Origin of the sequence: Sphingobium sp. CFD-2 (genome assembly GCF_024611135.1) — a bacterium.
In the GTDB taxonomy this organism is placed as follows: Bacteria; Pseudomonadota; Alphaproteobacteria; order Sphingomonadales; family Sphingomonadaceae; genus Sphingobium; species Sphingobium fuliginis.
Map to the genome: position 1 here is coordinate 1,713,507 of NZ_CP084405.1, position 19,290 is coordinate 1,732,796.

Here is a 19,290-nt window from a genome sequence, read left to right on the forward strand (position 1 = left end):
TGCCCGGCTGGGCATCGACGTACCGCCCGATCCATGGACGGGGAAAGTGGCGGCACCAGCTTCTCTCGCGCAGGCTTGCGAAAGCGCGGTCCAGGGCGAGATCGAGAATATCGCGCTTTACGACCGGCTGATCCCGATGGTCGACGACCCCGCGGCGCGCCAGGTGATGGAAAACCTGCAGGCCGCCTCGCGCGAGCGCCACCTTCCAGCTTTCAGGCAATGCCTGGAGCGGGAACGCGATCGCCGTTCGTGACGGCCTCCCTCAATCGCGATCACTCAGGCACAGGCTGCTTTTGGGATCCGTAATCGACGGTGGATGGCATCGACAGAGGGCGCGAGGCATGACCTGTCGGCGTCAGCGCCTTTGGCGTTCCTCGAACAGCTGCGCTTTCTCGTACATTTCCTTCGCCTCGGCGAGGCACACATCACGTCTGTTCAGATAGACATCGCTGTTTCGGACTGCCGGCTTGAGATCCGGTTTCGGAATCATTCCATAAGCCTTTGTGTTCTCGATGGACGCTGAACCTCGGCGAGCGCGACCTCGTCGCTCACTCCATGACCGCGGGCGAGATAGTCCTGCGATCCCATTTCGTTGAGGCGCGAGATCGTCCGCTCGAACTCGAAGGCGTCGTCTGCCGCGCAATACAGCGCGTCGGGTTCGCGATCGGCGGAAGCCAGCAGCTTGACGCCATTTTCATAGAAGGCGTCGATCAGTGTCTTGAATCGCGCCGCTTCCGATTTCCGGTTTGCGTCGAGAACGGGGATCCCGACCAGGATCACGGTGTGATAGCGGTAGGCCAATGCAAGATAATCGGGAATGCCGCGCGGTTCGCCGCATAGCCGCTTGAATGAGAAGACGGCCACGCCTTTCAGCGACTTGGGCACGAACAGTTCTCGTCCGCCCTTGATTGCCAGTGTTTCGGAGGGAACATGCTCCCGGTCCTCGACCGGAAAATCGGTCAACCGGAAGAACGCCCGGCTCAGGGCTTCCGTCGCCGCATCGCCATTGGGCACGTGCCAGGTCTGGAACCCTCCAAGGCGCTGCATGCGATAGTCAGTCGGCCCATCCAGGGTGAGCACATCGAGCCGATCCTTGAGGAGCGCGATGAATGGCAGAAAATGTTCGCGGTTGAGGCCGTTCTTGTAGAGGTCCTGAGGCGGCCGGTTGGATGTAGCGACCACGGTAACGCCATGTCCGATGATCCGGGTAAACAGCCTCGACAGGATCATCGCGTCAGCCGAATTGGTTACGATCATTTCGTCGAAGGCGATCAGCCGCGCTTCGGCCGCGATGGCATCGGCGACCGGCAATATCGGATCGCCGGTCTCCTTGGCGCGTTCGGAGCGTAGCCGGTCATGCACCTCCTGCATGAACTCGTGGAAGTGGACGCGCCGTTTCCCGGCGATCTCGACGCAGTCGAAGAAGAGATCCATCAGCATCGATTTGCCGCGGCCGACCCCTCCCCAGAGATAGACTCCCCGCACGGGATCGGGTTTGCGCCTGACGAAACGCGACAGGAGGCCCTGACGGCGCGCCTGTGCTTCCAATTCCGCAACCGCCTTGCCGAAACGCAGAGCGACCTGCCGCTGGGCGTCGTCAGGGCGCAGCTGACCCGTTGAAATGGCGTTCACGTAACGCGTCAGGACTTTGCTCTGAGGCAAGACAAAGTTCTCCGGCAAAAAGTTGAATTTGAGAAGTCGCGCATCGGCCCGACAGCCTCATACCCTGGTCAATCTCGAGACTGGCCACGGCCGAAGCTGAAGATCATGTATCGGCGTCGTCCGGAATTGCTCCCGGGCGTTCCCTGCGAAACCCATGCATGCCGAACCACCACTGCAAGGCAATGATGGCTCCCTTGGCGGGCTGAAGCAGCCCGACCATCAGGAGCAACGCCAACGGAAGCAGGATCGCCATCAACATCGGCACGGACATTTCCGCGCGACTGGTCACGGCGATAATGAGCGGCGCCATCAGATGCCCCGTCACGAAGATCGAGACATAGGCCGGGAAATCATCAGCTTGCTGATGCGTCCAGTCCTGGCCGCATTGCGGGCAATGAGGGATCGGTTTCAGGAACCGCATGAACAGGCGCGCCTCGCCGCACCGGGGGCATCGCCCGCGCAACCCGCGCAGGATCGCGGCCCAACCTGTGACCGGCAAGACAAGCTTGCCGGTTACCGATCCCTGTTCATGAGCGGGCATGGATTCTGGCTTTTCGTGAAACTTGTCAAAGGGGAACCGGATGAGGTCAGGCATCGAACCATCCGGGAGGGGCCGCCGCGCGGATGCTTTCGTCGACATGAGCGACAAACTGCGTGAAGTTGCGCTTGAAGCGGTCGACCAGGGAACGCGCCGTGCCGTCATAGGCGGCCCCATCAGCCCAGGTGGAACGCGGGTCGAGAATACTCGAATCCACACCCTCTACAGCAACGGGGACCACGAAGCCGAAGTTGGGATCGGTGCGGAACTGTGCGCCTTCGAGAGTCCCGGAAAGCGCAGCATTGAGCAGTGCGCGCGTCACCTTGATCGGCATCCGCGATCCCGTTCCATATTGGCCGCCGGTCCAGCCGGTGTTGACCAGCCAGCAATCGACATTCCCCGCGGCGATACGCTTGCGAAGCAGATTGCCGTAGACGCTGGGATGCCGCGGCATGAACGGCGCGCCAAAGCAGGTCGAGAACGTCGCTTCGGGTTCGGTGACACCGAGTTCGGTGCCCGCGACCTTGGCTGTGTAGCCGGACAGGAAATGATACATCGCCTGTTCGGGCGTTAGCTTCGCGATGGGCGGGAGCACGCCGAAGGCATCGGCCGTCAGCATGATGATGTTCTTCGGCACCGGCCCCATGTTCTCGGCGGAGGCATTGGGGATGAAGTGGATCGGATAGGCGCCCCTGCTGTTCTCGGCGAGCGAGGCGTCGTCGAGGTCGAGTGCGCGGGTTTCCGGATCCATGACGACATTCTCGAGGATCGTACCGAAGCGGCGGGTGGTCGCATGGATTTCAGGCTCCGCCTCGGCCGAGAGACGGATCATCTTGGCGTAGCAGCCGCCTTCGAAATTGAAGACGGCGCTGTCCGACCAGCCATGCTCGTCGTCGCCGATCAGCGTGCGCGAAACATCAGCGGACAAAGTGGTCTTGCCGGTGCCCGAGAGGCCGAAGAAGATCGCGGTGTCGCCATCGGGACCGATGTTCGCCGAACAATGCATCGGCATGACGCCCTTTTGCGGCAGCACATAGTTCAGCACCGAGAACACCGCCTTCTTCATCTCGCCGGCATAGCCGGTGCCGCCGATCAGGATCAGCCGGTGGGTGAAATCGATCGCGATGATGGTTTCCGACCGGCAGCCATGGCGTTCGGGATCGGCGCGGAAGCCGGGCAAGTCGATGATGGTGTAATCCGCCGTGAAATGCGTGAGTTCATCCGCCGTCGGCCTAACCAGCATGGTGCGCACGAAATGCGAGTGCCAGGCCAGTTCCGTGACGACCCGGACTCCGACACGGAATTCCGGCTGCGAGCCGCCGAACAGATCCTGGACGAAGACGTCGTCGAGTGCGGCAAGATGCTTGAGGAAATCCTCGCGCAGATTGGCGAAGGCTTCTTCCGACATCGGCTTGTTGGAAGCCCCCCACCAGACATCATCCCTGGTGACCTCATCACGGACGATGAATTTGTCCTGGGCCGAACGGCCGGTATGTTTTCCGGTTTCAACCACGAAGGCGCCATGCTCGGACAGGCGGCCTTCACCGCGCCGCAAGGCGATCTCGACGAGTTCGGGCGTATCGAGATTTTCGTGAAGCGTCCCACCGGATTTGACCGTGATGTCCAAAGCTGCGGGGATCTGCGTGATTTTGCTGTGTGGCCTTTCGGATCGGGTTGGAAGGAAGCAGGCGGATCGGGCGTCGCCCGAACCTGTTCCGACGGGAAGTTTCAGCCTGAGCTTCGGGCGCCGAAGACGATCGGGTTGCGACACCGGACTCGCCGCCGCCGGGGCATCCGATGGCGGCGCCTGTCGACCTGCACCTTTGCGGCGGTGCTTTTTCTCCACGATCATTTGCTCATCTCCGATCTGGAGGCTCGAAGGTCGCAGCCCTCAAGACCATCGGCTTTCTCAGACGCGGAAATACCTCACCCCGACAAAGCGCGTGTGATCGATTATCCGGTACAATGCACATATACAACTCCCTCCTAATTTGTTAAGAGTGATATTTGATGTATTAAACATCATGGAGCCAACATGATCACGTCGCAGCAAATGCGCGCCGCGCGCGCCCTCCTCGGACTTGATCAACGCCAGCTCGCCGCGCTGGCCGGCCTCTCCCTGCCGACCATCCAGCGCATGGAATCATCCGATGGCCAAGTGCGCGGTGTGGTCGACACGCTGGTCAAGGTGATCACCGCGCTGGAAGGCGCAGGCATCGAACTGCTGGGCGAGAATGCGCCCAGCACGGGCGTGGGCCGCGGTGTGCGTCTGCGCGAAACGACCGCGGGAAAGTCCGGCGGCCAGGGGCAGTCGCTTCTCTATGACAAGGCGGAGGAACCGGTCAGGTGAGCGCGAAAGCCTATACGCCCAAGCTCATCACGACCTTGCGCGAAGGGTACACCGCTCAGACCTTCCGCGCCGACGCCATAGCGGGCCTGACGGTCGCGATCGTCGCGCTGCCTCTTGCCATGGCCCTGGGCATCGCCAGCGGCGCTTCTCCCGACAAGGGGCTTGTCACGGCCGTGGTGGCGGGGTTCCTGATTTCCGCGCTCGGCGGATCGCGGGTCCAGGTCGGCGGACCCACGGGCGCCTTTGTCGTCGTCATTTTCAATGTTATCGCCCAGCACGGCTATGATGGGCTGCTGATCGCGACGCTCCTGGCAGGCATCATCCTCATTGCCGCCGGTGCGTTTCGCCTCGGGCAGATGATCAAATTCATCCCCCATCCGGTCGTCACCGGATTCACCGCGGGGATCGCCGTTATCATTGCCTCGAGTCAGGTGAAGGACTTCCTCGGGCTCTCGATGACCGAGGTCCCGGCTGAGTTCCTGCCCAAATGGCAGTCCTATCTCGCCGCTCTGCCGAGCACCAGTTGGGCAACTCTAGGCGTCGGGGTCGGAGCACTTGCGACCATCATCGTGCTGCGCAAACTCGCGCCCAGACTGCCCGGGTTCCTGATCGCGGTCGTGGTAAGTTCCCTCGCCGTCGCTCTGCTCAAGCTCCCGGTCGACACTATCGGCTCCCGCTTCCCGGACATTCCTTCCGGCCTGCCGATGCCGTCCCTGCCGGAATTCACCTTCGCCAAGATCAATGCGGTGATGCCTTCGGCATTCACCATTGCATTTCTCGCCGGCATCGAAGCCCTGCTGTCGGCCGTCGTCGCCGATGGCATGGCCGGAACGCGGCATCGCTCCAACCAGGAATTGATCGGCCAGGGCGTCGCCAATATCGGATCCGCCCTGTTCGGTGGGCTACCCGCGACGGGCGCGATTGCGCGTACCGCCACCAATATCCGCTCCGGGGCCAGAACCCCGGTTGCCGGAATCATGCATGCCGTGTTCCTTCTTCTGTTCATCCTGTTCGCCACGGACCTGATGGCATTCGTACCCATGGCCGCGCTTGCCGCGATCCTGTTCATGGTCGCCTGGGGCATGAGTGAATATGAGCGGTTCATTGCCTTGCTGCACATGCCCAACAGCGACCGGGCCGTGCTGCTACTGACATTCGGCCTGACGGTACTGGTGGATCTCACCGTCGCAATCGGCGTCGGCGTAACTCTGGCCTCGCTCCTCTTCATGGCCCGCATGAGCGAGGCTGTCGAGGTCGACAGCAGCGGCCGGCAGGACATCGATCTCGATTCCGAAGACGTTCACCAGCGCGACGCGTTGCCGGAGGGTGTCGAGGTGTTCCGGATCACCGGCCCGTTCTTCTTCGGCGTAGCAGGCGAACTGCTCGATACGCTGCGCCGCGTCGGTCAGTCGCCCAAAGTCATCATCCTGCGCATGCGGCTCGTTCCCCTGCTCGATGCAAGCGGCGTCCAGGCGCTCGAACAGTTCATCGAACAAGCGCGCGTCGCCGGCGCAACGGTCGTGTTGTCCGGCGTGCAGCCGCAACCGAAGTCGATGCTTGCGCGCGTTCACCTGGAAGCTGGTTCGGACAAGCTTTTCTATGCCGCGGACTTCGCCAGCGCCCAGTCGCTCGCGGTCAGCTTGCTCGAAGCGCCCAAAACTCAGCCGCACTGATCGGCGCACCCTGCTGCGGTTCGGGCGAACATATTGTCGAAAGGAAGGAAATTTGAACGACGTCGTGATCCTGTCGGGTGTGCGCACCGCTATCGGGGATTTTGGAGGCAGCCTTAAGGACGTCGCGCCGTGGGAGCTTGGCCGCATCGTCATTGCCGAAGCCATCAAGCGGGCCGGAATCGAACCAGGCCATGTCGAGCATGTTGTCCTTGGCCAGGTCATTCAAAGCGAACCCAGCGATGCATATGTCTCGCGAATTGCCGCTATCGCGGCGGGGATTCCCGATCGGACCCCGGCGCTCACCCTGAACCGCCTTTGCGGATCGAGTGTGCAGGCGATTATTTCCGCCGCCCAAATGATCGCATTGGCCGAGTGTGACATCGCCGTTGCTGGCGGTGTCGAGAGCATGAGCCAATCCCCACACGTTCTCAAGGGCCTGCGCTGGGGGCGCAGGATGGGCGATGAAATGATGATCGACGCGATGAACGCGACGCTGAGCGATCCGTTCGGTGCAGGTCACATGGGGGTCACTGCCGAGAACGTTGCCGAACGTCATGGCATCACCCGGGCCGAGCAGGACGCGCTGGCGGCCGAAAGCCATCGCCGGGCAGCAAGAGCACAGCAGGAAGACCGTTTTCGCGAGCAGATCGTTTCCGTCGAGGTCAAGGGCCGTAGCGGCACCTTTATGTTCGAGGCCGACGAGCATGTGCGCACCGACGTTTCCAGCGAAGGCCTCGGCGCACTCACGCCCATCTTCCGCAAGGATGGCGGGACCGTAACGGCGGGCAACGCCAGCGGCATCAACGACGCTGGCGCGGCTCTGGTGCTGGCTTCCGCCGCCGCCGCCGAGAGACACGGCCTGACACCCCGCGCCAGGGTTGTAAGCTGGGGACATGCCGGTGTTGCCCCCGAAGTGATGGGGCTCGGTCCCGTCGAAGCCGTGCCCATCGCCCTCAAGCGGGCCGGACTATCGCTTGACGACATCGACGTGATCGAGGCGAACGAGGCTTTTGCCGCGCAGGCTTGCGCGGTCGCCAAACTGCTCGATTTCCCGCCCGAGAAGGTCAATCCCAATGGCAGCGGCATTGGACTTGGGCATCCCGTCGGGGCAACCGGCGCCATCATCACCATCAAGGCGCTTTACGAGCTCGAGCGTATTGGCGGCCGCTACGGGCTTGTGACCATGTGCATTGGCGGCGGACAAGGCATTGCACTCGTGATCGAGCGATTGCCGAGCCAGGATGCGTAAGAGGCGAGCATGAGCGAACCGGATCGGACAGGCAGACGGCCCAGCTCCCTGGATATCGGCAGAGCGCAGCGCGCGCTGGTCCAACTGGCCGCCATGCTGGCGGCCCTTGCCGGCGCGATCAATGCAGCCGGCTTTCTGGCATTCGGGCACGTCTTCCTTGCCTCGCCCGAGGCCAACGCCACTGTTCTGGGCACGAGCCTTCCCGGTGGCTTTGGTATCACGAAATTTGTGGGCGGAATGATCTTCAGCTTCGTGGGGGGTGTGGTCCTCACGACCTTGATTACGCACTGGCTAGGCCGGTACCGGCGCACAATCGCGCTCGTTTGTACCGCAATCGCGTTGGCCGCCGCCTATCTGACATTCCTCTCGCATCTGGCGATCATCCCGGCCGTGCTGATCGCGATGGCCATGGGTAGTGCTCATTGCACTTTTGAGAGGGATGATCCCGACCTGCAGGAGGCTATTTCGCCCTCCACGCAGGTCGTGCGGTTCGGGGAGGCATTGGCCGGCGGACGGCATCACGCGAACTATCGCCAGCTTGGCTTGCATGCATCCTTTTGGCTGGTCTTCCTTATTGGCGGGCTTGCAGGCGCTGTTGCGTGGATCACGCTCGACGCCAGAGCCTTTGCCGTGGCTGCCCTCGTCGCCGCATTGCTGGCAATGCGCGCCTGGCTGATTGAACGCGATCTGTTCGGTGCCTGACGCACATTCCTGACCGATGGAGAACTCCATGAGCGAAGATGAATATGTCTACGATGAAGAATCCGGTGAATGGATGGCTGCATCCGAACTGAAGGAACGGCGCGCCACCGCGGACCGGATCGAAGTCCGCGATGCCGTGGGCAACCTGCTTGCCGACGGCGACCAGGTCACGTTGATCAAGGATCTGGTCGTCAAGGGCGCCGGCCAGACTCTGAGGCGGGGAACGCTGATAAAGTCGATCCGCCTCACGGATGACCCGCAGGAAATCGACTGCCGGTATGAAGGCATCAAAGGTTTGGTGCTTCGTGCGGAATTTGTCCGCAAGCGCAGCTGACCGGTTATTGCGGTTGTTCGGCGCAAAGCTTCTTGAGAAGGATCAAGGCATTTTTCTCATCTCGCTGGCAATATGAAAATTGATGGGAGGTTCGCCATGAGTACAACCGATATCCGTAACCGCTTCTCTTCCCTGTCGATCACTCTGCACTGGCTCATGGTGCTGCTGATCTCGGTCGTTTACGCTACCATTCTCCTGCGGGAGAACTATCCCAAGGGAACCGACATCCGCGAGGGGCTGAAAACCTGGCATTTCATACTCGGACTCACCGTTCTGGCGCTGGCGATCATCCGCCTGCTGGCACGCCTCAGCCAGCGCACCCCCCCGATCACGCCGGAACCGCCGTCATGGCAGACGCTTTTAGCCAATGCGACGCATCTCGCACTCTACGCGTTCATGCTGGCGATGCCCTTGGCGGGCTGGGTGATCCTGAGTGCGTCGGGCAAGCCGATTCCATTCTTCGGTCTGGAACTGCCGGCTCTTGTCGGCCAGAGCAAAGCCCTGGCGGGACAGATGAAGGATTGGCACGAGACAGTCGGGACCATCGGATATTTCCTGATCGGCTTTCACGCCCTTGCCGCTCTCTTCCATCATTACATCGTCAAGGATGATACCTTGCGCCGAATGCTGCCGGGCCGAACCTGATGGCAAAGCACTCTGGCGATCACGGCGCCGCTGAGCGGTAGGCGACAGCTGCCGCAGCGCTGTAAAATCGGGCCAGCGCAAGCGCGCGCAAGATCGTCATGGGTGCAGACCTCGCTGCGCGCCCTCCCCGCCTTTGATCGCACGCGCCAGGGCTGCCTCCTCCCACCGGATCGAAAAGGCGCCCCGAAGCTGGCCGGAAGCAAAACCCGTCGCCTGATCTGCGGGATAATGCGCGCGGATCGCCGCCATCACCTCCGGGGCGACATTCTCGCCATGGCAAGCGAGGCACATGGGCATGGTCGGTATGGCGCGCATATAGCGATATTGCCCGCCCTCATACGCCGACCAGCGCCTGGGCTTGCCGTCGACGCCAAACGGCGCGGCGGCCCAGCTCTCCATGACGCGGCGTTCGGTAGCGTCAGGACTGGCAGCGGGATTACGCGTGCGCAGCGCCGTGCGCCGGACGGTCGCTCCGCTTTCCTCGGAGATCTGCGCGGCGAGCGCGGGCGCTATGCTCGAACAGACGCTGATCGCGCCTTGCGGACCATCCGCCGCCATCGCGGCGGTCAGCGCGCTCAATAATTCCTTCTGGAAGCGGTCGGCCAGGATATCGGAGCGCGCTTGTGCCTCCTGCACCATCACCGCCGGATCCGACGGCGGCTCATTCGAGGCGCAAGCCCCGAGAGAGACCATGGACAGGAGCGGAAGGACGGCGCGTCGCATCGGATTTCTCAGGATTGTCCAGCACCGGGACCGAAGCGATCGCAGAGCATGTCGATCAACTTGCGGACGTCGCTGTCAGCAAGGCTGTAGTAGATCGTCGTCGCCTCGCGCCGGGTCTTGACCAGACCCCCTTCTCGCAATTTCCCCAGATGCTGGGACACGCTGGATTGCGATTGCCCGCACAACTCCACCATCTCCCCGACGGAGAATTCGCCCTGGGTCAGCCGGCACAGGATCAGCAGACGCTGTTCATTGGCCAGCAGCTTCAGCACGCTCGCCGCATGGGCGGCGTGCTCGGCGAGTTGTGCAAGGGGCGTCTCAAGCGGCATCATCTGGTCGCGGGTTTCCCATCATCTCGAAGCACGATGTAAATGGCCGGAATAACCAGCACGGTCAGCAGCGTCGAGGACGCAAGGCCGAACAGCAGCGAGATCGCCAAACCCTGAAAGATCGGATCGGTCAGGATCACGGCCGCGCCAATCATCGCCGCGGCGGCCGTGAGAACGATCGGCTTGAACCGGATCGTGCCGGCTTCCAGCAGCACGTCGCGCAGCGATTTGTCCGGCGTGGCCGAATGGCGGATGAAGTCGACCAGCAGGATCGAGTTGCGCACGATGATACCGGCGAGCGCGATGAACCCTATCATCGAGGTTGCCGTAAACGGTGCACGGAACAGCATGTGGCCAATGACGATCCCGACCAGCGTGAGCGGCACCGGCGTCAGGATCACGAGCGGCAGGCGGAAGCTTTTGAACTGCGCGACGACGATGATGTAGATCGCCAGCAGCGCGACCATGAAGGCGCCGCCCATGTCGCGGAACGTGACCCAGGTGATCTCCCATTCGCCATCCCAGAGCAGGGACGGCACGCTCTCATCCTCGGGCTGACCGTTGAGACGGATTTCCGGCTTCTGGAGGCCCTTGGCCGCCCAGTCATAGGCATCGACCGCGCGGTTCACTTCGATCATGCCGTAGATCGGCGCTTCATAGGCTCCGGCCAGCTCGGCCGTGACCATGTCGGCATATCGACCGTCACGGCGGAAGATCGCAGGACTCCCCGTCTCGGTGCGCGCTTCGACCACCGCGCCAAGGTCGATGAGCTGGCCGCCCGGCGTCTGTGCGACAGGCATACTCGACAAGGCTTGCGTCCAGCTGCGGTCCTTCTGTTCCAGCGCGATTGTAATCGGTAGTGGGCTGCGGCCATCGCCGCGCGGCGCGTAGCCGACAGTCTGGCTCCCCATGAGCATACCGATGCTGTCGGCGACCTGCCGCTGGGAAAGGCCGTAATAATCGAGCCGGTCGCGCTGCACGTCGAGGCGGAGCTTCGGGCGCGCCTCGCCGAAGCTGTTGTCCACGTCGACGATGAAGGGGACGGACTTGAAGATCTTTTCCAGCTCGGACGCTGTCTTCTGGCGCGTGACTTCGTCGGGGCCATAGACCTCGGCCAGCAGGGTCGCGAGGACGGGCGGTCCTGGAGGCGTCTCGACCACCTTGATAGATGCGCCATTGGGCAAGCGCAGCGCCTTCAGCCGCTGGCGCAGGTCGAGCGCAATCTGATGGCTGGACCGGCTGCGATCCCCCTTGGGCAGCAGCGTCACCATCACATCGCCCTGCTCGGGCTGCGAGCGCAGGAAATAATGGCGGACAAGGCCGTTGAAGTTGAACGGCGCCGATGTGCCGACATAGGCCTCCATCGCCGTCGCTTCGGGCAAGCCTCGCACCACGCCGGCAACATCTTCCAGCACGCGGCCCGTGTTTTCGAGCGCGGTGCCTTCGGGCATATCGACCACGACCTGAACCTCCGACTTGTTGTCGAAGGGCAGCAGCTTCACGGTAACGGCCTTGAAATAGAACATCGAGCAGGCGACCAGTGTCGCCACGCCCACCGCGATCAGGAAATTGCGGGCGGACTTCTTCGTATCGATGACGCGATGCGCGACACGGGCATAGAGCTGCCCCAGCTTGCCGCCGCTCTCGTCATGGCCGTGGCCAGAGCCGAGCGTCTTGCGGGCAAAACGGATCATCAGCCACGGCGCAATGACCACGGCGACGAAGAAGGAAAAGATCATCGCCGCCGACGCATTGACCGGGATGGGAGCCATGTAGGGGCCCATCAGGCCGGAAACGAACAGCATCGGCAGCAGCGCCGCAACCACGGTCAATGTCGCGACCACCGTGGGATTGCCGACCTCCGCCACCGCCTCGATCGCGGCCTGGGTACGGTTGCGGTCATCGTCCATCGCCCAATGGCGCGCGATATTCTCGATCATGACGATCGCGTCGTCGACGAGGATGCCGATCGAGAAGATCAGCGCGAACAGGCTGACGCGGTTGATGGTGTAGCCCATGAGGTTCGAGGCGAACATGGTCAGCAGGATCGTCGTCGGAATGACCACGGCGGTCACGCCCGCCTCGCGCCACCCGATCGCGAAGCCGATCAGCACGACGATGGAGACGGTCGCCAGCGCCAGATGGAACAGCAGCTCGTTGGCCTTCTCGTTCGCCGTCTCGCCATAGTTGCGGGTGACGGCGACCGTGACGTCATCGGGGATGAGCTTGCCTTTCAGGCTCTCGACGCGCTCGAGGATCGCATCGGACACCACCACGGCATTGGCGCCGGCGCGCTTGGCGAAGGCGATGCTGACGGCGGGGGCGCTATGCCACTTGCCGTTTTCCTCCTTCGCCCAGCGCCACGCCCGCGCCTGATCCTCGCGCGGCCCCTGCGTTACGCTGGCAACGTCGCGCAGATAGACGGGCGAGCCGGAGGCAGAGCGCACGGTCAGAAGTCCGACCTCCTGCGCCGATGACAGGGTGCGGCCCGCCGTGACGCCGACCGCCTTGCCGTCCTCGCGGATATTACCCAGCGGAAAGGACCGATTGGCCTGGCTCGCGGCCTCGATCACGCTCCCCAGCGGCACGCCATACTGGCGGAGCCTGGCCGGATCGGGCGCAATGCGGATTTCCTCGGGGCGGCCACCGACGAGGAAGCTGATCCCGACATTGTCGACCTTGGCGATCTCGGTGCGCAGCTTCGCGGCGAGTTCGTAGAGGCTGGCATCGTTCCACTGCCCTGCCGCGCCGGGCTTGGGGGCAAGGGTCAGGACGACAGCGGGAACGTCGTTAATGCCGCGCACCGTCACCTTGGGATCGGGGATGCCGACCGGCTTACGATCCCAATTGGCGCGCAGCTTCTCCTCGATGCGGATCGCTGCATCCTCCGGGTTCGACCCGACGAGGAAGCGCGCCGTCACCATTACGCCATCGTCCTGCGCCTGGGTATAGACATGCTCCACCCCGTCGACGCTCTTGACGATGGTTTCGAGCGGAATGCCCACCAGCTCGGTCGCATCGGCGGCGGACAGGCCGGGCGCCATCACCTGAATGTCCACCATCGGCACGCTGATCTGCGGTTCCTCCTCCCTTGGGATGGAAAGAAGAGCCAGCAGACCGACAGCGATCGCCGCCAGCAGAAACAGCGGCGTCAGGGGGGAAGCGATAGTGGCCCTGGTGAGGCGACCGGAAACACCGAGATTCATGGCCGCGGAGCCTTGGCCGGCTTACCGGGGGCGAACAGCACGTCGCCGGCGGCCGCACCGCTCAATATCTCGACCAGGGCGGGATCGGCCGTCGGCGCGATCTGGACCGGCACCATGCTGAGCCGCTTGCCTTCCGCGACGATCTGCACCTGATCCATGCCATAGCGCGTGGTGATGAAGGAGCGCGGCACGACCAGCGCCTTGCGCGTGCCGATCTCGACCGACGCGCTCACGCGGCGGCCGATGAATTGGGTGGAAAGCCCAGGCAAAGTCGCATCGACGCGGACCTGGCCGCCAGTGATCGCGGGATAGACCTGCGCCACACTGCCTTCGCGCTGCCCGGACGGCATATCCGCTTCATTGACGATCACGCGCGCACCGGGATGGACCTGTCCGGCAACCGACTCCGGCAGCATCAACCGCAGCACCGGCGGCCCCGCGGTAACCGTCGCGATCGACATGCCCGGCGCCACCGGTGATCCGGCGGGAATATCGGCGCGAAGCACCCGACCGCTCGCCGGGGCGATCACCGCCCCCTGCCCCGCGACGCTGACGCTTGCGCCCTGCTGCGCCCGAGCGGCAGCAACCTGCGCATCGGCCGCGCGCGCGGCCGCAACGGCCTGATCCAGGCGCGCCTTGGCATAGACGCCTTGGCCATAGAGATCGCGAATGCGGGCGAGATCGGCATTGGTCCGCGCGGCTTCGGCCTGGGCGGCGGCGGTCTGGGCGCCATAGGCGCTTGTCTCATAGCCGAGCCGCGAATCGACGATCATGCCGATCCGCTGGCCCTTTTGCACCGTGTCGCCGGCACGGACGGAAAGCGACGTGAGGATGCCGGGGATGCGGGCGAGCACTTCGGCCTGGTCGCGCGTGGCGATCTCCGCGCCGACTACCTTCATGTCCGGGATTTCGGTTGCGGCGAGCCGCAGAGTTTCCCCGGCGGGTAGCGTCGCCGCCGCCTGCTCCTGCTCCGGCTTGCTCCCGCATGCCGACAGCGCCAGCGCGGCGCCCGCCAACCAGAGCCACTTGCCCCTGCCGCTCATCATGCCGCCGATACCCCTCTTTTTTGGTTCTCTTTCAGGCTCTCAATCACCAACGACCGGGAAGCCGGCGTCTTTCCACGCACCGATCCCGCCAGCGAGGTGGGTGTCGATCGCGCTCTGCGCCGCCGCGCATTGATCGAGTGCCTGGCCCGAGCGCTTTCCGCCCGCGCATTGCAGCACGACAGTCCGGCCCTTGGGATCAGGGATGTTACGAGGTGAAAAGCCCGACAGTGGCATGTTTATTGCGCCCAGTATGTGGCCGGCGGCGAACTCGCCTGTCTCGCGCACGTCGATCAGGAGCGCCTTGCCGCCCTTCAGCATGGCGTCCAGCTCGGCGGGGCCGATCTCACGGTGGGCATCACGTTTCTTGAATCCGAACATGGCAGCTTCCTCAACTTTGTTATTTGCATATAACGTGTAATGATGATATTCGTCAATGCCATTGAGACATGGAAGGATCGCAGATGGGCAAGCCTTTGATCGTGGTGCTGGGCGCGGGTCTGGGAGGCACGATCGCCTCCTATGAGATCAAGGCTGCCGTCAAAGACCGCGCCGACGTGATGACGGTATCCGATAGCGATACCTACAACTTCATCCCGTCCAATCCCTGGGTCGCCGTGCGCTGGCGCGAGCCTGAAGCCATCCAGGTCCACCTCCCTCCCGTGTTCGCCAAAAAGAAGATCGGCTTCACCTCGGTCGGCGCGAAGCGGCTGCATGCCGGCGAAAAGCGACTCGAACTCAATGACGGCTCATCCATCAATTACGATTATCTTGTAATCGCTACCGGCCCGGAACTCGCGTTCGACGAGATCGAGGGGCTGGGTCCGCATGGCGGCCATACCCTCTCCATCTGCCAGACGCCCCACGCCTCAGCCGCCGCCGATGCGTTCGATGCCTTTGCACAAAATCCCGGCCCGATCGTCGTCGGCGCGGTGCAGGGCGCGTCCTGCTACGGCCCGGCCTACGAATTCGCGATGATCCTCGACACCGAACTGCGCAAGCGCAAGATCCGCGACAAGGTGCCGATGATCTATGTGACGCCCGAACCCTATATCGGCCACCTTGGGCTCGACGGCGTCGGCGATACCAAGTCGCTGCTCGAGAGCGAGCTGCGTGATCGCCACATCAAATGGATCACCAACGCCCGCGTCACCAAGGTCGAGCCCGGCGTCATGCACGTCGAGGAAGTCGGCGAGGACGGCGCGGTGAAGAAGACGCACGACCTGCCCTTCGGCTTCTCGATGATGCTCCCTGCGTTCCGGGGCGTGCCCGCGGTCAGCAATATCGAAGGGCTGGCCAATCCGCGCGGCTTCATCATCGTCGACAAGCACCAGCGCAATCCGGCCTTCCCCGAGATATTCGCGCTCGGTGTCTGTGTCGCCATCCCGCCGACCGGCCCGACGCCGGTTCCGGTGGGCGTGCCCAAGACCGGTTTCATGATCGAATCCATGGTCACGGCGATCGCCGCCAATCTCTCGCTGGTTCTCGACGGCCAGGAGCCGACGGCGGAAGCGACGTGGAACGCGGTGTGTCTCGCCGATTTTGGCGACGGAGGCGTCGCCTTCGTCGCCCAGCCGCAGATCCCGCCGCGCAACGTCAACTGGTCGTCCAGCGGCAAATGGGTCCATCTGGCCAAGGTCGGCTTTGAGAAATATTTCCTGCGCAAGGTCCGCAAGGGCGAGAGCGAGCCCTTCTACGAAAAGCTCGCCATGCACGCGATGGGCATCCGCAAGCTGCGTTTCTGATGCCCCGGCTTCTGGTTTCCCAAGCGAAGGAGTGAGACTGATGACTCTCGATCGTGCCGTGATGGCGTTCGCCGGTTGTGTCGTACTGCTCGGCGTCGTCCTGTCGCTGACCGTGCATCCCTGGTGGATCGCGCTCACCGCCTTTGCCGGCCTCAATATGCTTCAGGCAAGCTTCACTGGTTTCTGCCCGGCTGCGATGGTGTTCAAGGCGTTCGGCGTCCGTCCGGGAACCGCCTTCAAATGACGCTCAGGCGGACGATCCCCCTCCCCCTGCTCGCCGGCCTGCTGGCGAGTGTCGCCATGCCCGCGCAGGCAACGACGCTTGAAGAAGCCATTGCGGCCGCCGTGAACCACGCGCCGGAAATCGAGGCGGCGGGGGCCGATGCCGATGCGGCCGACGCCCGGATCAGGGAAGCACGCGGCCAGGGTCTGCCAACCGCGACGCTGAGCGGGACGATCGGCTATGGACGACTCGATCCGCAGGGTTTCTTCGGGCTTCCGGCGGCCAACGTCACGCCGCGCGCGGCGCAGCTCACTATCGAACAGCCCCTCTTTATGGGCGGCAGGGTCAGCGCCGGGATCGCACAGGCGAAAGCGGGCAGCGAAGCAGCACGCGCCGGTGAAACGATGACCCGCAGCCAGATCGTTGTCGCGACGGTCCAAGCCTATGGCGACGTGCTGACCACGCACCGAATGATAGCGCTCTATGAACAGATGGTCGGCCAGATGGAGGAGATCCAGCGCCAGGCCCGGCTCCGCTTCAAGGCAGGCGAAAGCCCCAGCACCGATGTTGCGCAGGCGGCGGCGCGCCTTGCCGAAGCACAGGCAGCCCTTGAAGGCGCGCGCGGCTTTGCCATCTCGGCCGATGCGCGATTCACCAACCTCACTGGCCTTGCCCCGCAGGATCTCCAGCCCATTCCGGCAAGTCCGGTCCTGCCTGCCTCGCTCGATGAAGCGCTCGACAGCGCCCGCGGGAACAACCCGGCGCTGGCGCAAGCCGAAGCGGCATTGGATGCCGCCCAGGCCGGCGCGCGGGGCGCGCGGGCCGAACGCCTGCCCACGATCGGCGCCTTCGCCGAAGGTTCGACGGTGCGTGACCAGTTCTTTCCCGATTATCGCTCCGATGCCGCCACGGTCGGCGTGCGGGCGCGCTGGCAGATATTCGCGGGCGGGCGAGTCTCAGCCAAGATTACCGAATCCGATAGTGCGGTCAGGGCCGCCGATGCGCGTATGCGCGCCGCACGCGCCGCCGTCGATGAACAGACGATCAGCGCCTTTTCCGGGGTGCGCTCGGCCGCCCTGGTCGAAGCGGCTGCTTCCCAGCAAGCCCTTGCCGCCGGACAGGCGCGCGACAGCGTGCGCCACGAGGTTCGCGTGGGGATGAAGCCCCAGCTCGATCTGCTCGATGCCGAACGCGAGGCAACCGCCGCAGCGGTCAGCGAAGCTCGCGCGCGAAGCGATCGCATCGTCGCGGCTTACCGACTGCTTGCCCTTCTCGGACGCTGAACTTTACAGGAGACGATATGCACAAGGACTGGCCGAAAATGGCGACCGAGCTGAATGGCGCCATCAAGGAAGTGCGGCTCGGCACGCCCGACGTGATGCAGGCCTTTTCCGCCATGGCGACTGCGGCCACCAAGGCCGGGGCGCTCGATGCCAAGACCAAGGAACTGATCGCTCTTGCCATCTCGGTCGCCATCCGCTGCGACGGCTGCGTTGCCTTCCATTCGAAGGCCGCCGTCAAGCATGGCGCCACGCGCGATGAAGTGATGGAGACGATGGGCATGGCGCTCTACATGGGCGCTGGCCCCAGCCTCATGTATGCCGCGCAGGCGGTCGAGGCCTTCGATCAGTTCTCCGATCAAGCGAAACAATAATACGCCGTGAAATCGAAACAGCCGAACACTTGACCGGCAGTGCGCCGAACCGGTCGCGAATTTCGCGACCGGGAACCACGATCATGAACTGGTCGGTGGAGTACGCTCAAGTTCAACGCAAGGTTCAGGAGGCTGCACGGACCTGCGAATAGAGCCGCCGGATGTCTTCGGGTCGCGCAAGATCGTGCCCCGGATTCATCACGGCCGCCGCGCCTGCCGCGATGCCGAAGCGGAACGCTTCTTCGATCTCCCAGCCTGAGGAGATAGCAAAGACCATCGCCGAAAGGAAACTGTCGCCCGCGCCGACCGCGCTTCTGACCTCGATGTCCACTGCGGGAAGCAGGAGTTGGCGCTCGGCCGAGGCAAGGAGAGCGCCCTCGTGCCCCATCGTCACCGCCACATATTGCGCATGACCGCCCCCGACGATCTGCATGGCCGCCCGTCCCACCGACTCCGTGTCGGGAAGATCCCGACCGGTGAACTGGCGCAACTCGCCAATGCTGGGCTTGACGAGGAAGACGCCGCCTTGCTCAAGGCCTCCGCGCAGGCCAGCGCCTGAACTGTCGAGCACGACCGGTATATTGCGTTCCGTCATCATCGCGACGACCTGGCCATAGAAATCATCCGGAATGCCGGGTGAGAGCGAACCGCTCGCGACCAGATAGTCACATTGTGCCGTCTGGAGCTGATTGAGGCACTGCCGCCATTCTGCAGGTTCGACCATCGGTCCGGACGGAACGAGGCGATATTCCTTCCCGCTTTCGCGCTCGAGCACTGCGGTGGCCACCCTGGTATGCCCCTTGATCGGGATACGGTTGCGCACCAGCTGGTGCAGGTCGAGCAGACCATCGAGCGCGTGGCCGGTTGCACCGCCCGAAAGATAGTAGCTCCGCGCGTTCCCGCCGAGCCGGACATAGACACGGGCCACGTTGATTCCCCCGCCACCCGGCGAATAGAATTCTGTCTTCGTCCGCATTTTACGGGTGTGGTAGACATGATCGACTTCATAGGCGACGTCGATCGTCGGGTTCAGGGTGAGGGTCGCGATGTTCATCATGGCCGCCATTGAGGGACCCGGATGGGCTCGGGTCTATCCGGGATTTCCCTAATCGTTACGCTATCGCGGGTCCACGAATGCGAAGGCTCCGATCGAAAGGGTGCGAAGTTCTACCGGGATCGAAAGACCCGCGTTAGCAACCTGACAGCAGCAGCCA

20 protein-coding genes are annotated in these 19,290 nt (G+C 63.5%); 11 read left to right on the forward strand and 9 right to left on the reverse strand.

Features of this window, described 5'->3' with window-relative positions; translation table 11 throughout:
* The first annotated feature begins 46 nt into the window (after positions 1–46).
* Positions 47–253, forward strand: coding sequence for a hypothetical protein (locus tag LDB29_RS08220; RefSeq protein ID WP_257556845.1), 207 nt, complete (start codon positions 47–49; stop codon positions 251–253).
* A gap of 233 nt (positions 254–486) precedes the next feature.
* Here the strand turns inward: LDB29_RS08220 and zapE are convergent, their stop codons facing one another.
* The 3 genes from zapE to LDB29_RS08235 form a co-directional block, all read right to left on the reverse strand.
* Positions 487–1,662: a cell division protein ZapE gene (gene zapE / locus LDB29_RS08225; RefSeq protein ID WP_051743818.1), complete on the reverse strand. Its 1,176-nt coding sequence runs from the start codon at positions 1,660–1,662 to the stop codon at positions 487–489.
* 103 nt (positions 1,663–1,765) lie between these two features.
* Positions 1,766–2,203 carry a DUF983 domain-containing protein gene (locus LDB29_RS08230; RefSeq protein ID WP_051743820.1) on the reverse strand — a complete coding sequence of 146 codons (438 nt, stop codon included), beginning with the start codon at positions 2,201–2,203 and terminating at the stop codon, positions 1,766–1,768.
* 46 nt (positions 2,204–2,249) lie between these two features.
* Positions 2,250–3,827 carry a phosphoenolpyruvate carboxykinase gene (locus LDB29_RS08235; RefSeq protein ID WP_030091390.1) on the reverse strand — a complete coding sequence of 526 codons (1,578 nt, stop codon included), beginning with the start codon at positions 3,825–3,827 and terminating at the stop codon, positions 2,250–2,252.
* 408 nt (positions 3,828–4,235) lie between these two features.
* Between LDB29_RS08235 and LDB29_RS08240 the strand changes: the two genes are divergently transcribed.
* The 6 genes from LDB29_RS08240 to LDB29_RS08265 all read left to right on the forward strand — a co-directional run bounded on the left by LDB29_RS08240 (position 4,236) and on the right by LDB29_RS08265 (position 9,153).
* A complete protein-coding gene (locus tag LDB29_RS08240) occupies positions 4,236–4,550 on the forward strand; it encodes a helix-turn-helix domain-containing protein (RefSeq protein WP_030091389.1) in 315 nt (104 codons plus the stop codon).
* Positions 4,547–6,223 (forward strand): SulP family inorganic anion transporter, encoded by a 1,677-nt coding sequence (locus LDB29_RS08245; RefSeq protein ID WP_037446394.1) that lies wholly within the window; start codon positions 4,547–4,549, stop codon positions 6,221–6,223. Before LDB29_RS08240 ends, LDB29_RS08245 begins: the two co-directional genes overlap by 4 nt.
* Positions 6,224–6,275: 52 nt before the next feature.
* The gene (gene bktB / locus LDB29_RS08250) at positions 6,276–7,472 is read left to right on the forward strand and encodes a beta-ketothiolase BktB (protein WP_030090341.1); all 1,197 of its coding nucleotides are present in this window, start codon (positions 6,276–6,278) and stop codon (positions 7,470–7,472) included.
* 9 nt (positions 7,473–7,481) lie between these two features.
* The gene (locus tag LDB29_RS08255; protein ID WP_030090340.1) at positions 7,482–8,174 is read left to right on the forward strand and encodes a DUF1275 family protein; all 693 of its coding nucleotides are present in this window, start codon (positions 7,482–7,484) and stop codon (positions 8,172–8,174) included.
* Positions 8,175–8,202: 28 nt separating this feature from the next.
* Positions 8,203–8,508 (forward strand): alkylphosphonate utilization protein, encoded by a 306-nt coding sequence (locus LDB29_RS08260; protein WP_030090339.1) that lies wholly within the window; start codon positions 8,203–8,205, stop codon positions 8,506–8,508.
* Positions 8,509–8,580: 72 nt separating this feature from the next.
* Positions 8,581–9,153 (forward strand): cytochrome b, encoded by a 573-nt coding sequence (locus LDB29_RS08265; protein WP_231923323.1) that lies wholly within the window; start codon positions 8,581–8,583, stop codon positions 9,151–9,153.
* Between the two features lie 96 nt (positions 9,154–9,249).
* Here the strand turns inward: LDB29_RS08265 and LDB29_RS08270 are convergent, their stop codons facing one another.
* Genes LDB29_RS08270 through LDB29_RS08290 form a run of 5 tightly spaced genes read right to left on the reverse strand, consistent with a single transcriptional unit; the run spans position 9,250 to position 14,835 of the window.
* Positions 9,250–9,876 (reverse strand): DUF3365 domain-containing protein, encoded by a 627-nt coding sequence (locus tag LDB29_RS08270; protein ID WP_030090337.1) that lies wholly within the window; start codon positions 9,874–9,876, stop codon positions 9,250–9,252.
* 8 nt (positions 9,877–9,884) lie between these two features.
* A complete protein-coding gene (locus tag LDB29_RS08275) occupies positions 9,885–10,208 on the reverse strand; it encodes a helix-turn-helix transcriptional regulator (protein WP_030090336.1) in 324 nt (107 codons plus the stop codon).
* A complete protein-coding gene (locus LDB29_RS08280) occupies positions 10,205–13,411 on the reverse strand; it encodes an efflux RND transporter permease subunit (protein ID WP_030090335.1) in 3,207 nt (1,068 codons plus the stop codon). Before LDB29_RS08280 ends, LDB29_RS08275 begins: the two co-directional genes overlap by 4 nt.
* Positions 13,408–14,457 carry an efflux RND transporter periplasmic adaptor subunit gene (locus tag LDB29_RS08285; RefSeq protein ID WP_030090334.1) on the reverse strand — a complete coding sequence of 350 codons (1,050 nt, stop codon included), beginning with the start codon at positions 14,455–14,457 and terminating at the stop codon, positions 13,408–13,410. Before LDB29_RS08285 ends, LDB29_RS08280 begins: the two co-directional genes overlap by 4 nt.
* Positions 14,458–14,496: 39 nt before the next feature.
* Positions 14,497–14,835, reverse strand: a complete 339-nt coding sequence (locus LDB29_RS08290; RefSeq protein ID WP_021246226.1) for a rhodanese-like domain-containing protein — start codon at positions 14,833–14,835, stop codon at positions 14,497–14,499.
* 83 nt (positions 14,836–14,918) lie between these two features.
* On the opposite strand from LDB29_RS08290, the gene LDB29_RS08295 reads away from it, so the two are divergent.
* The 4 genes from LDB29_RS08295 to LDB29_RS08310 are packed head-to-tail and all read left to right on the forward strand — an operon-like array spanning position 14,919 to position 18,076.
* Positions 14,919–16,199: an NAD(P)/FAD-dependent oxidoreductase gene (locus tag LDB29_RS08295; RefSeq protein WP_030090333.1), complete on the forward strand. Its 1,281-nt coding sequence runs from the start codon at positions 14,919–14,921 to the stop codon at positions 16,197–16,199.
* Positions 16,200–16,239: 40 nt separating this feature from the next.
* Positions 16,240–16,443: a DUF2892 domain-containing protein gene (locus tag LDB29_RS08300; protein WP_021246224.1), complete on the forward strand. Its 204-nt coding sequence runs from the start codon at positions 16,240–16,242 to the stop codon at positions 16,441–16,443.
* Positions 16,440–17,705, forward strand: coding sequence for a TolC family outer membrane protein (locus tag LDB29_RS08305; RefSeq protein ID WP_030090332.1), 1,266 nt, complete (start codon positions 16,440–16,442; stop codon positions 17,703–17,705). The genes LDB29_RS08300 and LDB29_RS08305 overlap by 4 nt, the downstream gene beginning before the upstream one ends.
* Positions 17,706–17,722: 17 nt before the next feature.
* Complete coding sequence (locus LDB29_RS08310) at positions 17,723–18,076, forward strand: carboxymuconolactone decarboxylase family protein (RefSeq protein ID WP_030090331.1); 354 nt, start codon at positions 17,723–17,725, stop codon at positions 18,074–18,076.
* Positions 18,077–18,200: 124 nt separating this feature from the next.
* On the opposite strand, the gene LDB29_RS08315 is transcribed toward LDB29_RS08310, so the two are convergent.
* Positions 18,201–19,133 carry a 1-phosphofructokinase family hexose kinase gene (locus tag LDB29_RS08315; RefSeq protein WP_030090330.1) on the reverse strand — a complete coding sequence of 311 codons (933 nt, stop codon included), beginning with the start codon at positions 19,131–19,133 and terminating at the stop codon, positions 18,201–18,203.
* Between the last annotated feature and the right edge of the window lie 157 nt (positions 19,134–19,290).

Coding starts and splice junctions, on each gene's coding strand:
- LDB29_RS08230 (WP_051743820.1), bottom strand. CDS start 2,203: ATGCCCGCTCATGAACAGGGATCGGTAACCGGCAAGCTTGTCTTGCCG.
- LDB29_RS08240 (WP_030091389.1), top strand. CDS start 4,236: ATGATCACGTCGCAGCAAATGCGCGCCGCGCGCGCCCTCCTCGGACTT.
- LDB29_RS08255 (WP_030090340.1), top strand. CDS start 7,482: ATGAGCGAACCGGATCGGACAGGCAGACGGCCCAGCTCCCTGGATATC.
- LDB29_RS08260 (WP_030090339.1), top strand. CDS start 8,203: ATGAGCGAAGATGAATATGTCTACGATGAAGAATCCGGTGAATGGATG.
- LDB29_RS08265 (WP_231923323.1), top strand. CDS start 8,581: ATGAAAATTGATGGGAGGTTCGCCATGAGTACAACCGATATCCGTAAC.
- LDB29_RS08270 (WP_030090337.1), bottom strand. CDS start 9,876: ATGCGACGCGCCGTCCTTCCGCTCCTGTCCATGGTCTCTCTCGGGGCT.
- LDB29_RS08275 (WP_030090336.1), bottom strand. CDS start 10,208: ATGATGCCGCTTGAGACGCCCCTTGCACAACTCGCCGAGCACGCCGCC.
- LDB29_RS08280 (WP_030090335.1), bottom strand. CDS start 13,411: ATGAATCTCGGTGTTTCCGGTCGCCTCACCAGGGCCACTATCGCTTCC.
- LDB29_RS08285 (WP_030090334.1), bottom strand. CDS start 14,457: ATGATGAGCGGCAGGGGCAAGTGGCTCTGGTTGGCGGGCGCCGCGCTG.
- LDB29_RS08290 (WP_021246226.1), bottom strand. CDS start 14,835: ATGTTCGGATTCAAGAAACGTGATGCCCACCGTGAGATCGGCCCCGCC.
- LDB29_RS08295 (WP_030090333.1), top strand. CDS start 14,919: ATGGGCAAGCCTTTGATCGTGGTGCTGGGCGCGGGTCTGGGAGGCACG.
- LDB29_RS08300 (WP_021246224.1), top strand. CDS start 16,240: ATGACTCTCGATCGTGCCGTGATGGCGTTCGCCGGTTGTGTCGTACTG.
- LDB29_RS08305 (WP_030090332.1), top strand. CDS start 16,440: ATGACGCTCAGGCGGACGATCCCCCTCCCCCTGCTCGCCGGCCTGCTG.
- LDB29_RS08310 (WP_030090331.1), top strand. CDS start 17,723: ATGCACAAGGACTGGCCGAAAATGGCGACCGAGCTGAATGGCGCCATC.
- LDB29_RS08315 (WP_030090330.1), bottom strand. CDS start 19,133: ATGATGAACATCGCGACCCTCACCCTGAACCCGACGATCGACGTCGCC.